Source organism: Legionella sp. PC1000, assembly GCF_014109805.1.
GTDB lineage: Bacteria > Pseudomonadota > Gammaproteobacteria > Legionellales > Legionellaceae > Legionella > Legionella resiliens.
Map to the genome: position 1 here is coordinate 2,557,682 of NZ_CP059400.1, position 14,817 is coordinate 2,572,498.

Genomic DNA, 14,817 nt, shown 5'->3' on the forward strand with positions numbered 1-14,817 from the left:
GAGTATTTATGAAATACATTTTTTTATATTGATTTAATTTATGGGCGCGTTATGTTGTACAAGGCTCCTTGTGTTCTTTTCCCGCCAACAAAGTAAAGTTAGGTTCAGCAATGCAGCTTGTTGCTTCATAATGTACTGTTTTGCTGCTTAGGTTTGCCTGGCGTAATTGATTTATAAGCGTTTCATTGTGACGAAAACTGTCCAACCATTTTTTGATCCTTTTTAGACGCCATATATGTTTATAAATTTTTTTATTCTTTATCTCTTTTATAACAATGAGCTTAGGCAACTTAAAAGGAAGCAATTCTTCATTGAGAAGAAGTATTGCCATTAGCCAGCGTAGTGAAAGGAATGAAGGGTGAAAGTCGCCACTGCGGTGGCTGATATTTTTTAAAACAGCCCCTGCTTTATCTTTAAATTTTATATTTCCTGCCGTCAAGCAGCATGCAGTCTCTAAAGGATCACCAGTCATTTGGAAATGTTTCGGTGCTTTATTATGAGGGCGAGTTTCAAAAGCGAACCACAACTTACCTGCTGTATCTACTAAAAAGCGAAAAATGGTTTCTTCTTCTCGCGCCAGTAGTTGGTTAAAAGTAGATAAAGAGTTCACAGAAAAAGAATCCGCTTCACAATTAACGGCTGTTTTTCCTGCATAAAAAATATGTGCTGGATCTGGCGGAGACGAGAAAAATTCTTTATCTAATTGGGTTGAAAATCTAATCATATTTTTTTTATTAGAAAAATTGGCGCACTAATAACAAGAATCATAACATAAATAGGCGCCGTCAAGTTAATAAAATCCAGGGTAAAAAATATCAATATCTTGAATTTTGAGTCCGCAAAGAAGCCGAGAAGCGAAACCAACTTATAAACCAATAACTTCGAACTGACGTTTTAGAGATAAAAGGATTGCAAATTTTATTTAACTCGATAACATAATCTACAAAAAAATAACAAAGGAATGTCATGAAACTTGCATTACTTACTACTGCGTTATTAGCCGCAGGAAGCGCTGCCTCATCCACAGTTAATGGCTGGTATGCCACCGGCTTTGGCGGCTACACTTATTCACCTTCTAATGTAGAAAGGCTTTATTATGATTTCTTCTTCCTCTCCGATGTGCATTATCGTTGGGGCTATAATGCTGGTGGCGGCCTTGGATACCAAAGTAATCCTATTCGTTATGAATTTCAATATACTTACTTATATGTGGATACAAATCAGTATAGTGTAAATCACAGACCAGCACTGGATATCGATGGAGGTACTAAAGCAAATATCCTTATGGCCAATCTTTATTATGATTTTCCTGAAAAGTTGGCTAAAATTTCTCCCTTTCTTGGAGTAGGTATCGGCTATGCCTTTATGCACGCTACTTTAAACAGTACAAGCCGCTTCAAACGCCCTCATTTTAATGTAGACCAAAATTCCTTTACTTATCAAGGAACTGCAGGGTTGACTTATAATTTTCGAGAAAATTTTGCAATTAATGCTGCATATCGCTATTTAGCAACGACCGATAATAGTAATTGGGGCAAAAACCTCCAGGCACACATGGCTAATATTGGAGTAGTATATCGTTTTGATTTAGGCACGATAGGTAGTTATAAATAGGAGTTCTTCATATTTGAAACCCCAAATTTAGTACTCCCTTTAGGAGCAAATGGTCGGGACTTGGCCCGACCTTGCTTACGGGAATTCAAAAGTTCTGGCACTTCCTACCTTGCTCATCTTACTTTTTGGGAAACGTAATAATTAAGTCAAAGTTCTTCAAATGGTAACCCGAAGCGCCTGCAGGCAAATCACCTATGCTTTTTGCTTGAACCGGGGACAAAGCAATGGGAGTTTTTGCTCCCTTGCTGGCGTGTACAAGTGCTGATGGAATATCAAGCCAATCCATATCACCATAGATAGAAACCATCTCATTAGGATACATTTTATGGAGCAGATAGCCCGCTGAAAACTCGTCTGGTTTACCAAGGATTTTAAGATGAGTGGAACCTACCCAAAAAACTATTTTCGCATTAGCATTTTGTTTCAATATATTCGCTATCTTATCTACCATTTGTTGATTTCGAGATACTGGTGAATCAGGATCTCCATTATCCACGGTGATTATTTGTAACCCCGAGTTTCTGACTGATTGAAGAAGACCAATGTAATTGTTATCTTGAAGTAATTCAGGGAGTGCCTTTGGATTGAGTACTCCCGTTTTATTAAATGAGTCTACTCCCCTGTCATCCGGTGCTTCAATGGCTAAATGCGTAGCCCCTGCTTTTGCAAGCTGTGGCATGACTTCAATACCAAAATCTCTAAAAGGGCTCCCCGAATCCCCTGCGTGTACTTCACCCATACCCACCACTTTATTATTTTTTATCGCTCAGTTAAGTTTCATGATTTTTTACACTCGATTAAAAAAAGCGTATAATGAGCATATTATTAACAACAGAAACTAATTGCTATGAGAACTAAGGTTTACGCTTTAAAAAATGCACACCCCTTTGAGTTGGAAATAAAAGAGGAAGGAAATTTTTATGGTGGTCAATATAAATTAAGACTTCACAGTCATCGACTTGAAACACTTGAAGGTTTTGCTGAAGCTCATCAACTTCAATATAGTCTGCCTAATAAAAATGGATTGTTACACAGTGGCGATTTGTATGATCGTTATGGCCTGGATTTTAATTCAGACAAAGAAGCTTTAGACGCAGTCTTAGCCCTATTAGAGTCAGATGAATATACTTTTGATGCTAAAGGTTTTCTTGCACTTGCACGCTTTGCTCAAACACGATTAGGTGACTCTCAGGATACTCTGCGCTTAAATAAGATTGTTAAAAAGCGTTTTGATTCTTCCTTACAAAATAATCAATTATTGATAAATACGCACCAAAGTCTTAAAGAGATTGTTATTAAAAATAGACCATCTGTTGAAATAGCGGAATTTAAACCTTTTAAAGCAGATGAAACTACAATCGAAACACTTGCTGAACTGATGCAGCAAAACCAACAACTTTATACAAATATTCGAAAATTGTACAATCAAGGGGTAACAATTTCTAATTATGCTGCTACTGATATTCAAATTACCGAATCATGGATAACCCAGCTTATCAATAAATTTAAAAAACTTCTTGAATCATCTAAAGAGCCCGATAACGAAGTCTTAGAAGGACAAGAAAAAATCTCGGCACGCCAAAGTAATACAGGTGTTATCTTAGATAAAATGGGCACATCAGAGCTTGACTGTCATCTCCTGGAAGATAGCGAAATGATAAATGAAATCGGAAAAAAGGCTTCCGTTCTTGTCGATGCATGTCATAAAAATATTAACTCCAAACACGATTCGATGGATTGGTTCAGTTGGTTTATAAGCAAATTCAATGAATTATTTGTCTCAGTGCAAAAAGAAGCAACTGACCAGGCTAACAGTGATATTACTAGCATGATACAAACGGGCGCTTTAGCAAGAGAAGAGCAATATATAGCCTTTGAAGTGAAGCAAGGAACCTATTTAGATGGAAAATATGACCTTAGTAGCAGAGAACAACGAGCTAAAAACCCCCTTATTACGGTTCTTGATGCTCAAAACATGTCGAACACATTAAAGCTTAACGTGCTCCGTTGTTTAATCGAAGAACATGGTTGTGATGTCAATGAGGTCCAATCTTATTTTGATCAAACGGTTTTGGAATACCTCTTATCCTCCCCTAACTCGAGTTTATATTTAGAAAAACAAGGGGGCGAGGAAGTTTATGATATTGCCAAACTTCTCATTGAAAAAGGAGCAAGTCTTAAACCTAAGAATAAAGAGGGTGCTCTCTCTCCGCTTCATTACGCTGCCCAATCTACACTAGCAAAAGCCCCTGAAATTATGGCGCTTATGATAGAAAAAGGTGCCGACGTCAACTATCAAGCCAAAAAAGGAAAAGCTACTGTTCATTATAATGGAGGTTATGATAATGAATTAACCTTATCTGAGCCAACTCCATTGGCGGTTGCGGCAATTACAACCAATCGTAGAAAAGCCGAAATGATTGAAGTATTGATAAAAAATGGAGCAGATAAGACCGTGACAACAGAAGTAAAAATTGCACAAAAACGTACAGAAACGCAAGATTTAACTACGTTATATCAAACTGCTTTAAGAAGACAAAAAGATGACCATTATTCTTTTCATTCTTCATATTATCCTTCATCTAGCGAGAGCTCTAAAATCACCGCAATGCTTTCATCAGGAAATACAATTGAAAATACTCTCTAATGACAAGGTATCTCTTAAGTGAAATGGCTGTTTTCATCAGCCATTTCTCTAAATCGAGCAAAATAGTAATTGTATTGTTCATTGCATCTTGTAAATTTCAACCCTATTCTTAAGCCACGCTTACTGTAATGAATTGGATTGAAAGAATAGGAACTTCTAATTAAAGTTTACTTTAAAATAGAAGATGTAAAAAAATAAATCCCTCAGAAATTGCCCATGAATTTTTAGTAGAACACCAGACTTATTCAAGGTAAATTAAGGTTAGCCAGATACCTGTTTAAATTTTTGTTGGCTCGTGTCTGATTTCGTTGAGGGAATATCGTAACCATTTCTTTAACTGATATGCAGCAACAGATATACTTTGATTATAGCTCAAACTGTATTTTTTCTTACCTATTTACCTCCTTTGGCTAGCGTTTTTTGAGGTTCATAAAATTGAAATGCTTAACAAAATTGGTTAAGTTTCTACATATATAATTTGCTAGCGCCCTCTTCCCTTACAGGAAACCTATGCATCAAACTGAATTAATCTACTCAACCAGCCTTATTCGTAAAGCAATTTTTAGTTTTTGGTATAAAACCGTTGGACCTTTAATGATCCTGACTTGGTTAGCATTAATGGGATATTTTATATTCCTAATGGCTAATGAAGATTATTCTTGGATTACTGGTGCACTTGGGGCGATACTCTTTTTTTCTGTTGCTATAGCGATTACGCTGTATCTCGTTCATTATCGAAATTCTATAAACAAATTCAAGAAAATGGGACATCCTGATGCTCTATTCTTGGCTTCCGAAGATAATTTCACCTTTTCATCAGGTAGAGGCTCAGTTACTCTTCCTTGGTCATCAATTGAATCAGTTTGGCAATTTTCTGACTATTATTTATTGTTTTACTCAAAATCTCAATTTTCGATCTTTCCTCTTGCAGGTGTTAATGAAGAAATTCAACACTATATGATAAGGCATATACAAGATGCGGGTGGAAAAATAATAAATTGAGCTTTAGAGTGATGCAAGCGTGGCTGGCTATTAAGCATTTAACAGGATAACACTTCCAATTTTATTGGTGCATTATTGAAGGTGAACTATCCCGTTCATTAGATAATTCTGTATTAAAATAGTGTGGCAATTCCAATGAGTTTTTCTTGCAATAAGAGATAATATCCCCCTTACTCCCCATTTTGTAATGGCCTTTACCATCAGAAAAAGCATAATTATCGCTATTTTCTTGTTTAAATAAAAATGCATGACCGTCATTTGCCTGCTGACGAAAAAAAGCGTCTGCTTTTGAATTATCGGGGAACTGGAGGCAATCATCATGAATATTTTCCTTGCCAAATTGCAATTCAAAATTTGCAAATATCTGAGCAATCGCTTCCTTATTTGCGTATTGGACTTCAAATGATTGGCTAGGTTTCATATACATTTTTTGCAATAGATCTACTGAAGGAAGTTCATTCATTCCTTCTTCATCGGTTAGTCTTATTCGCAGCTTTTCAAACGCCTGTTGCTCCATAAAGCTTAATTGTTGCCGTTGCGCTCTAATGAGTAATGCTGCCTCTTGTTCATTGATGAGTTTTTTTAATTCTTCAAGAGTTTTAGCCATAAAATCATATCCACTCAACTTAGTTCATTAAATAATATATTAAATAAAAAAATAAAAGCGAGCTTATTGGGTAATTTGCACAATTTTTACAAATTGACTTAATTTTTATTTCATGGGTGAACATCTATTTTTACCCTATAAGTTCATTTCACCTCGCATTGCATGATTCTGGAAAATACGATACATTTTTAAGAATTAGGAGTTCACAATACAAGGAAATATCTGTGATAATGCAAACCCTAACTTCCTCATTCCTTGAGCATAATCACAATAATCCTTTTGCGTAAGTCGAGTTGTTTTGCAAACAGGGGTGCTAACTATCATTAAGCCTGGTTGAAACAGCCAGGCTTGTTGCTGGACACTTCTTTGCTGAATACGTTTAAATGATGTTCCAAATTTTCCTCTCAAGCTTGAATCTTCCTTTAGCATTGATACTATTTGTAAGTATCTCGTTTAAAGTATTAGGCTGTAACAAGCAGGTAACGTATTCTTCAAGTTCAAATTGAAATTAGGGAAAATTGGCTGTGATATTGAAATTAATTATTCATACATTGATTACGTTATTCATTATGGCGTTATTTCTTTTTCTACCTGTAGGCACTATTAATTGGCCAAGCGCATGGATCTTTCTTCTTCTTCAGGGAGGCTTTGAACTATTCATTGGTTTTTGGCTGGCGAAACATGATCCGGAGTTATTAAATGAAAGACGATCCTTCGTTATTCAACGAGGCCAAAAAAAATGGGACAAAGTAATTATGGTACTGTTCTCAATCCTGCAAATAACTTGGCTACCCTTAATTGCCTTTGATGTGGCTTATTCCCAGGGAAATTTTGTTCCTGTTTTTGTCAAAGTTGTGGGAGCAATTCTAATGATAATAGGATTCTATATTTTTTATTTGGTATTTAAAGAGAACTCTTATGCCTCCCCTGTAGTAAAAATTCAAAAAGAGAGGGAACATAAAATCGTGACTACAGGTCCATATCACTATGTGCGTCATCCCATGTATTCTGGCTCTATACTCTATTTTATCGGCATACCTTTATTACTTGGTTCCTGGTATGGTTTGTTGTTTACGTTGTGTTTAACCATCCTGCTGATCATACGCTCCATGCTAGAAGAGAAAGCACTCACAAAAGAGTTTTCAAACCATTACATTAAATATACCAAACGTGTTCACTATCGTTTTATTCCTTTCATTTATTGACCGGTATTGATGGAGATAATAATGTTAATTAAAAATTTTTTGGCATGTATTCTAATTTTATAGGGATTTATAATGAAGATTCTATTAACTGGCTCAACAGGTAGGCTTGGCAGAGAAATATCCAAATTATTAAATACTTCCGATAACAAAATAGCGCTCCATGGTAGAAATCAAAATCGTTTGGATGAGTTAGCCAAGTCATTGGATAAAAGTGACGTTATCACTGTTGCTCATGACCTCTCTTTTCCTGAGGCAGCTGAGTCGATCATTCAAGGAGTAATTAATCATTTTAAAGGCTTAGACGTCCTTATTAATAACGCAGCGTGTTTTAATTTTGAAAATTTTATTAATACACCCCTTCCGGTTATAAAAGATACGATTCAAACAAATCTAGTCTCGTTAATCATGATTACTCGATTAGCCTTACCTTACTTAATCGCGAGTAAACACGGTATAATTATTAATATTGCATCCATTGCAGGGCGGGAATATATCCCTGGAGCTTCCACTTATTGTGCCACAAAACATGGAATTTTCGGCTTTTCCGGAGCATTATTTGAAGAAGTTAGAGAGCAAGGAGTTAAAGTGTGTACCATTGCTCCAGGGCAGCTCACAATTTCTGAGGCAAATGAAAAAAATACCATTCCACCCAAGGAGCTCGCACACCTTGTAAATTATGTCCTTAACTACCCGGGCACAAAAAGTTTCCCCCGAGAAATAATAGTTGGAGCTACTTAGTCAATTCATTTATATGGGTATTTTTCTATGAACAGGTAACTCACCTATTCAGAAGGCAGTATTATTTAGTTCTTAATAAATTCCGCAAGAGACGCTTTCACGTATTCACTATGGTCCTCAAGTGCCAAAGCCAAAACAGATTTATCCGGATAATTTGCCAAGATTGCTTTCCACGCGATTGCCCTCATTTGTTCATTGGAATGTGTCATCGCAATTTTGCGAATGAGAACCAAACTATTTTTATCCCCTAACTTAATTGCTGTATCAATTAAAGTGCGCATTTGAGTCAAGCGATCAAGGTTACCCAAAATTATTTTGGCTTTCCCATTTTTTTCTAGTAATTCGAATTCGTATTGGCGGCGTTTGGCTGGATACGTTTTGGGCAGAATGAGATTTAGTGAAACCGTTATGGATTCCGGAGGATACTGGATATGAGCATCAGAACTACCATAATAATACATAACCTTATCCTGGGTTAAATAACATTCCTCTATAAACGGTAAGTTGATCTCTTCTCCCGGTATTCCTTTTACTAGATCATAGTCATACTGATAAATTCGTGTCTTATATCCAGGCCCAAAGTAGTTTACCGTAAAAAAATCAAAGTTATGATCATGTGGTTCGAAATATGAAAAAACTTTAGCTTGATTACGATCAGATAGAGGCATCCAAATTACTGCTCTTATCACGTAATTAGTACTTCTATGAATTATAATCGTTGATGGTTTGAATTGATTACCGGTTTGAAACGTTTCAAAATTTTTTAATTCGCTACCTAGGTTCCGTGAACCAATTTTCTAGCGCATCCATATAAGCGCTCCGGCCAAATGTAAGAACCCGGAAAAAGCGGTCGTTGTTTTATCAAAACGAGAAAAAACACGCCGAAAGTGTTTGATTTTGGAGAAAAAAGCTTCAACTAAAAACCGCTCTTTGTACTGCTCTTTATCGATTTTTCTTGGGTTCTTCGCATTCTTTTTTGACGGAATGGTTGCAATACAGCCTTGACTCTCCAGTGTGTCAACAAGTGCCTGTGAATCATATCCTTTATCTGCAAGAACTATCGTGTCACGCTGCTCCTTCAATAGCTCTGCTGCTTGAGTAATATCGTTTCGATGTCCCCCGGTCAGGATAAACTTAATCGGATTCCCCAGTCCATCCACCAAAGCGTGAATTTTAGTGGTAAAACCTCCTTTACTGCGCCCCAATGCCTGAGCATCATTCCCTTCCTTGTCGTAACCAGATGCACACGCATGCGCGCGCACTATGGTGGCATCAATCATGACGGCTTGATCATCAACATCGCTAACTGAAGACATTAAGCCAGTCCAAATGCCGCGATCTGACCACATTTTATATCGCTTGTGAATTTTACGCCAATGTCCGTAATAGGGCGGGAGCAGGCGCCATTGACAGCCTGTACGTAATACATACCAGACTCCTTCCACAAAGCATCTTGTCTTCTCATTATTCTTAATGTGCAATCCTTTTACTCCTTGCAGAAAAGAATAAATTGTATCCCAGACTCGTTCTGATATATTATTATACATGTAGGCAGTTCCATTAGTGTTGTTAACGATCGCAATCGAATTTCACTATAAAAACTGCCTACTTTTCAAGTAATTAAAAAAATTGGTTCACGGAACCTAGTTTTTTTACTAAAAAAGTTTTATTAAGCGCGAGTTGTGCCAATTTCTGAGCAATTGTTTCTAAATATCCCGGTTTGTACTCCGAGGACTTCAGTGCTTCTATTATGGGATTATTTTCAATAAACTTAATAAATGTCTCTAATGAAATGGGTTTTTTTACATTAGGGTAAAATGTTTCCGCCATGCTCATTCCCCCATTAATGCTAATGTTTTTTGTGACGCTCTCTTTATTTCAGGATCTTTATCCTGGCTTGCAATCTGTCGCAATAAAGGTAATGCACCCCTACCATTAATTTTATAGTAGTATTTCATCGCTTCCCAGCGAACGTTCGCATCATAATCGGACAAAATCAGTTTTTTTAAAAGAGGTTTGATTCCCTTAACAACCTGCATGGCCTGAAATAATTCTAAAATTAATCGAATTCTTGAGGCACGTACATCAGTACTAATCCGTCGAATGGGATCTAAAGTCTCCTGATTAAAAACCCAAGTGGTTCTTGCTTTTTTATCTGAATGCACAATAAGTAAAGGTGCATTATGTGACGCATTGTAAAAATCAGCAATTGAGGAGAATGCCGGTAAACAAACTGGTTTGTATGAAGGGAGAATCAAGTCTTCTTCTCGCTTAAGAGAATTGGGTTTCTCATATAAGCGCTCCCGCTGTAAATTACAATGATACAACGGTATATTTAATTCCACTTCTGATAAATTCATCACAATAGCATCAACCTCACTTGCAGATAAGGTATTGGAGGATGATTTGTGGTGAGTAAAACGCATTAATAAATGCAAGCCAGGCTGCTGATAAAAGTATATTTTATTTTCATCAGTAATTTTATCATTAGCAGTTATTTCTATTAAAAAACTATTAATCAGAGAAATGATATCTGTTCTGGTTAAATTGCTGAAAATCGGAGCTAAATCAAAAAAATTCGTACCTGGTCTATTTATTGTTTCATATAAAATTGTACCCAGTTGAAAAAATGTGAGGGAACTCAAATGGAAATCCTCCTTTAACTTTATTTGAATATAGCTAAAAAAAGTAGAGATATCCATTCATATGATAATAATAGAGTTTCCAATTATATTAAATTTTATATGAGCTATTGCTGCAGCAATTTTCGTAAATTATACTAAAATAAAAAGGGAAAAGCTTATCTAAGCTTTATGGGTAAAATGCAATTAAGGAGTTAATATGAAAGACGAAATACGCGATGAACTTCAAAACACCACAGAAATTGAATTTGTTGAATTAGATGAGGTTTCAATTGCTGGTGCAGATTCAACTCAAATAACCGCACAAGAAGAAGGTCGAGTTCTTGGTTTTGGGTGTCTCGATAGTTAATCCATAATTTTACAGGTTAGAGAGTAAATAAAAATTTTTTTCTATTATGAAAAAACTTTAAAATTTGACTCTCTTACTGTAAATATTAGTTCTAAACATAAGTTCTCCTGTACAAAACCTATTTTAAATTCGATTTGTTTAAGAGGATAAGATGTTTAGTTCAATATCTCTTATTAATTCCTGAATGGAGTTATCTTCTTTTTCTAACTGAGTAAGAAGGGATTTATCTTCCCCTCCAGATAAAGTTTTTTTGACTGCAACCATGAATTTTTCCCTGATTAATAATGAATTAGAGACCTTAGTCGATTCGTCTTCATCCCACCAAAAATTCAAATTAATATTGATGTCGCCAAGATGTTTAAAGCTGTGCAACCAATAGGCAGGAATAAATAAAATCTCTCCTTCATCTAATCTACCCTCTAAATAAACAGCATTACGGTATAGAGGAAACCGAATGTAATCCGGATTTAAAATATTTACTTGGCTGAAGTTTGCTATTCCATTTCTACTGTATAAATTCAGATAATAGTTTTGTACCTTAAAAGGAGGAAATAAAAAAATGTCTTTGGCACCTTTAATTTGAGCATTCAAATTATGACAACCATTTTGATCATAATGCAACCACGATACAATGTTTTTAGGAGAAATCCATAGTCCACCACTATGAAGTTTATTTCTATCAATTAATAATGGAATTTCAAAATCTTGCTCTAAAATATTAAGTTTTTGATTGTATTTTCTTTTATCGAAAAGCGATAATTCGTCTCCTGCAAGAAATACATTCTTTGCTTTTTTTAGCAGAGCAATAAAATGCACCAGCGTTCCTTCGCTAAAAAATGCTTTTTGATCCAGCCTATCTTCCTCGATAAAGCTGAGATCAGGATACAAGTTAGATTGAGAAATATAATAACGAACTTTAATTTTACCAATTGTTTTTGCAAAATAATCGAGAGACCATAATTTGTATGCTCGCCAGAAAGCAACAGCATCTTGGATAATCACTGGATTATTCTGTAAAACATACTGGGAGTGAAATTTTTTGGGAGTGAGAGAGCCTACACGTTCAATAACACCAATTTTTTTCATACCAATGCCTAAGTTGAAAAGATTAATTGACGAGTAAAACTCTCTCTTAACGATTTAACGTACCAACATCATTTCTTCTTTATTTTTCTATTTTCTCTTTAAAAGAAAACAAACAGGTTCTATCTTCAGGTTTTCCTTGGGCGTCAACCCAGTTGACTACCATCATAAGACCGCTTGCTGCTTCATCTTTATTGGTTTTGTTTTTTGTAAATCCAACAATAACATCTGCTGTTTCTTGACCATTAAACTGGACTTTATGCCGAATTAAGGCTTGATCATGGTCTGAATAATTTTTCATAATGCGTTCTTTGTGACTAACAGAATGACCTCCTGGGAGGAGGGTCTGTTCTCCTTTTTTCCAAGTAAAGCTTTTTTCTTTTAGAACTTGGCCAAAGAATTTCTCGCAATCGGGAGAAGAGCCTTCGCTGATGAGTTCAAAATCGGTGATATGTGTGTGGACATCTGCTTTAGATGCTTGATGGCCAGAACTATTATTAGCTGCATCATTACTACTAATAGTTGCCTCATTACTACCATATGCAAGATTCATCAGTAAAATTGAGGCTAGCATAGGAATCATCTTCTTCTTCATTTTTTTTCTCCTTGATTAGTATACACTTCTTAGTCCGATAATTGCGTGTCATATACGACTAAAAGCTAAAACAGCCGCCCAAAAGAATCCGGGTGGTCTTGCATTTTACTCGTTCAGAAAAATGTAGGCACTTATCGTTTTCTCTTAGGTCATCAATGTAATTTATTGATGAGGTTACCAATTAAAATTTAGCACCTACTTGGCTTCAGCGCAATTTAACTTAGTTATTAATCTCATGGTTTTATTAATAATTAAGATAATTGAGTTTTTGAAATGAACTATAAGTGCGATTAAAAGAGATTTAGCATCCATGATAAGGACACTCAGCAGTGTTCTATAATTAAAAAAATGGATTTGATTTTGACGTCGATCATATGCTCACTTTAAAAAATACTCTGTTAATGTCTGTGCTGACAATGGTTTTATTGGTCAATAACAATTTATTTGCCTGCCAGTGTTTTAATTCATTTTTTTTGAATTCAATTTTTTCTAATAGCCAGGTAATGAGGTGCGCCCTGTCCACAGATTATGGCAGAGTCGTGAGAGTTAGTCTTTCTGACGGAAGAAATAGTGCCGTTTCATCGATTTATGGCTGTTCGTTAAATTCTCTCAGTAGTAACATTCACAGAGATTTTTTTGATTTTTATGATAATGAGTTGTGTGTTGACGAAATCTTAAATGCGTGTCGAATGCTTAACATTGAAATTCACTCTGATAATGTAGTGCATATTATTACCCACTGAAGAATAAATAGAATATAAAATACCCCGTCTACTTCAGGAAATCTCCAGATGACATGAAGATGTTCGAGTACAACGCTTGCTCCCTAAACTTCAAATCCTATTGATCAATGTATGTCAGTTGACATACAATCTGATCATTTTTAATCCTCGAGATATTAATTGAACTTTTCCATTCTTAAATCCAAAACCCTAACACTATTAAATTATATTTTTATTGTTAGTATTCTAACTGTCTGTTTATTGCCCAGTAACTCTATAGCCTCAAATATTGAGCAATATGACTTTGGGAATATTTCTCAGAAAGTCACCAAAATATGGGATCCTGAAGTTGCTCTTTATGTCGCGAAACATTTTGCCGCCGCAAATGGTTTTAATGAACAGAATGTGTCGGTCACACAATTAAAAGCAGGTGCTGCAAATAACTTTATCTATCTCGTTTATATAGATAATCAAATGAAATTTGTTATAAAAGGGCTTTCTTCGAAAAAAGAAGCAGAGTCTTTGTTTGCATTACAAAACTATTCAAAACTGGAAGCGATTCAAAATAATCCTGAAGCGGCTACCATTTGTTTAAGTAAGTTAATCCAATATTACAAGGTAAAAAATGATAATAATATTTATTATTTTGCTATTCTTGAGGCGGCTCAAGGAAAAGAACTGTTCAAAATAATGAGTTATGAACTGCTTCAAAATAAAGATATAAACAAACTTAAAGATATTTTTTATACTATTGGTCGTCAAACCAGTAAATTACATAAAAGTATTATTGGAGCGGAGCAATTTATATCCCCAAGAAATTTGCGATCGGTAATTCATGATGATTTTCATCCAGAAAATACTTTTTATAATATTGAAACAAATATTTTCTCTTTAATTGATAATGACAGTATGGGTGAGAGTATTTCTAATCCGTTGCCTATTGTTAGGGAAATTTATGGAATATATGAAGTTCCAATAATTAGATGGCCATCAGAAAAAATTAAGATTGATCTTTTAAAAGACGCAGATCCTCATGACATAGCAAGTATCTATTTTGAATTAATCATGGGAATGGCTTCGGTGTATCAAAACCATCAAGATGCGAAAAACGTGTTTATTCATAGCATTATTGGCTTAAATAATATGGCAATTGCATTTCTAAAAGATAAATATTCCGAATCATGGATGTTATATCCTACTGATAAAAATGAGGATCATATTGTGTGGGGCAAATTTTCTAAAGTTGTAAATGATCCCGCGCTTGCTGAAATCTATATATCTAGATTAACAATAATCAATAACGATTTAAGATCAATGGGAGGCTCGCAACCTTAGACTGGTTACGAGCAACCTGTCTCTTGCTTTACATCTCTGCATACGCCCCATATCTTGACTGCGGGGTACAGTGTTTTAGTGCAGATCTTCTGGATCCCGCGGACAAGCCCTGAGATATGGTCACAAAAAGTGACAATATCTCAGGCATAAAGCGCAGTACGTAGAGAAACTTAAGTGGTACATGATAAATTCAAAAAACTGACGATCGTTCAGGGTCTGTTTACCTGCGGTATCGTCAGTTTTGAGAAACCTCCACTAAATTTTTCGCCTACGTACCG

The 14,817-nt window shown here is 35.5% G+C and carries 17 protein-coding genes; 7 read left to right on the forward strand and 10 right to left on the reverse strand.

What is annotated here, in order from left to right; translation table 11 throughout:
* Positions 1-49: 49 nt before the first annotated feature.
* The gene (locus tag FOLKNPGA_RS11240) at positions 50-724 is read right to left on the reverse strand and encodes a hypothetical protein (RefSeq protein ID WP_232891135.1); all 675 of its coding nucleotides are present in this window, start codon (positions 722-724) and stop codon (positions 50-52) included.
* A gap of 242 nt (positions 725-966) precedes the next feature.
* Here FOLKNPGA_RS11240 and FOLKNPGA_RS11245 point away from each other — a divergent pair, with 242 nt between their 5' ends.
* A complete protein-coding gene (locus FOLKNPGA_RS11245; RefSeq protein ID WP_182349995.1) occupies positions 967-1,614 on the forward strand; it encodes an outer membrane protein in 648 nt (215 codons plus the stop codon).
* 118 nt (positions 1,615-1,732) lie between these two features.
* On the opposite strand, the gene FOLKNPGA_RS11250 is transcribed toward FOLKNPGA_RS11245, so the two are convergent.
* Complete coding sequence (locus FOLKNPGA_RS11250) at positions 1,733-2,353, reverse strand: hypothetical protein (protein ID WP_182349996.1); 621 nt, start codon at positions 2,351-2,353, stop codon at positions 1,733-1,735.
* A 108-nt stretch (positions 2,354-2,461) separates the two neighbouring features.
* Between FOLKNPGA_RS11250 and FOLKNPGA_RS11255 the strand changes: the two genes are divergently transcribed.
* Together FOLKNPGA_RS11255 and FOLKNPGA_RS11260 are read left to right on the forward strand one after the other, a co-directional pair.
* The gene (locus FOLKNPGA_RS11255; RefSeq protein ID WP_182349997.1) at positions 2,462-4,261 is read left to right on the forward strand and encodes an ankyrin repeat domain-containing protein; all 1,800 of its coding nucleotides are present in this window, start codon (positions 2,462-2,464) and stop codon (positions 4,259-4,261) included.
* A 510-nt stretch (positions 4,262-4,771) separates the two neighbouring features.
* Positions 4,772-5,263: a YcxB family protein gene (locus FOLKNPGA_RS11260; RefSeq protein ID WP_182349998.1), complete on the forward strand. Its 492-nt coding sequence runs from the start codon at positions 4,772-4,774 to the stop codon at positions 5,261-5,263.
* A gap of 61 nt (positions 5,264-5,324) precedes the next feature.
* On the opposite strand, the gene FOLKNPGA_RS11265 is transcribed toward FOLKNPGA_RS11260, so the two are convergent.
* Positions 5,325-5,870: a hypothetical protein gene (locus tag FOLKNPGA_RS11265; protein ID WP_182349999.1), complete on the reverse strand. Its 546-nt coding sequence runs from the start codon at positions 5,868-5,870 to the stop codon at positions 5,325-5,327.
* 195 nt (positions 5,871-6,065) lie between these two features.
* On the reverse strand, positions 6,066-6,278 hold the full coding sequence (locus tag FOLKNPGA_RS11270) for a hypothetical protein (protein ID WP_182350000.1): 213 nt from the start codon (positions 6,276-6,278) through the stop codon (positions 6,066-6,068).
* A 116-nt stretch (positions 6,279-6,394) separates the two neighbouring features.
* Here FOLKNPGA_RS11270 and FOLKNPGA_RS11275 point away from each other — a divergent pair, with 116 nt between their 5' ends.
* Both FOLKNPGA_RS11275 and FOLKNPGA_RS11280 read left to right on the forward strand, forming a co-directional pair.
* Positions 6,395-7,075: an isoprenylcysteine carboxylmethyltransferase family protein gene (locus FOLKNPGA_RS11275; RefSeq protein ID WP_182350001.1), complete on the forward strand. Its 681-nt coding sequence runs from the start codon at positions 6,395-6,397 to the stop codon at positions 7,073-7,075.
* Between the two features lie 72 nt (positions 7,076-7,147).
* Positions 7,148-7,813: an SDR family oxidoreductase gene (locus FOLKNPGA_RS11280; RefSeq protein ID WP_182350002.1), complete on the forward strand. Its 666-nt coding sequence runs from the start codon at positions 7,148-7,150 to the stop codon at positions 7,811-7,813.
* Between the two features lie 65 nt (positions 7,814-7,878).
* On the opposite strand, the gene FOLKNPGA_RS11285 is transcribed toward FOLKNPGA_RS11280, so the two are convergent.
* From FOLKNPGA_RS11285 to FOLKNPGA_RS11300, 4 genes are all read right to left on the reverse strand, one after another.
* Positions 7,879-8,481, reverse strand: coding sequence for a hypothetical protein (locus tag FOLKNPGA_RS11285; RefSeq protein ID WP_255465963.1), 603 nt, complete (start codon positions 8,479-8,481; stop codon positions 7,879-7,881).
* Between the two features lie 129 nt (positions 8,482-8,610).
* The gene (locus tag FOLKNPGA_RS11290) at positions 8,611-9,360 is read right to left on the reverse strand and encodes an IS5 family transposase (protein WP_058441825.1); all 750 of its coding nucleotides are present in this window, start codon (positions 9,358-9,360) and stop codon (positions 8,611-8,613) included.
* A gap of 73 nt (positions 9,361-9,433) precedes the next feature.
* Positions 9,434-9,643 carry a hypothetical protein gene (locus FOLKNPGA_RS11295; RefSeq protein ID WP_255465964.1) on the reverse strand — a complete coding sequence of 70 codons (210 nt, stop codon included), beginning with the start codon at positions 9,641-9,643 and terminating at the stop codon, positions 9,434-9,436.
* A gap of 2 nt (positions 9,644-9,645) precedes the next feature.
* Positions 9,646-10,458, reverse strand: a complete 813-nt coding sequence (locus FOLKNPGA_RS11300; RefSeq protein WP_182350003.1) for a HEAT repeat domain-containing protein — start codon at positions 10,456-10,458, stop codon at positions 9,646-9,648.
* A gap of 196 nt (positions 10,459-10,654) precedes the next feature.
* Between FOLKNPGA_RS11300 and FOLKNPGA_RS11305 the strand changes: the two genes are divergently transcribed.
* A complete protein-coding gene (locus FOLKNPGA_RS11305) occupies positions 10,655-10,804 on the forward strand; it encodes a hypothetical protein (RefSeq protein ID WP_182350004.1) in 150 nt (49 codons plus the stop codon).
* A 138-nt stretch (positions 10,805-10,942) separates the two neighbouring features.
* Here the strand turns inward: FOLKNPGA_RS11305 and FOLKNPGA_RS11310 are convergent, their stop codons facing one another.
* On the reverse strand, positions 10,943-11,890 hold the full coding sequence (locus FOLKNPGA_RS11310) for a cupin-like domain-containing protein (RefSeq protein WP_182350005.1): 948 nt from the start codon (positions 11,888-11,890) through the stop codon (positions 10,943-10,945).
* A gap of 79 nt (positions 11,891-11,969) precedes the next feature.
* Positions 11,970-12,482: a hypothetical protein gene (locus FOLKNPGA_RS11315; RefSeq protein ID WP_182350006.1), complete on the reverse strand. Its 513-nt coding sequence runs from the start codon at positions 12,480-12,482 to the stop codon at positions 11,970-11,972.
* A 1,196-nt stretch (positions 12,483-13,678) separates the two neighbouring features.
* On the opposite strand from FOLKNPGA_RS11315, the gene FOLKNPGA_RS11320 reads away from it, so the two are divergent.
* A complete protein-coding gene (locus FOLKNPGA_RS11320; RefSeq protein WP_255465965.1) occupies positions 13,679-14,539 on the forward strand; it encodes a serine kinase in 861 nt (286 codons plus the stop codon).
* Positions 14,540-14,817 lie beyond the last annotated feature (278 nt).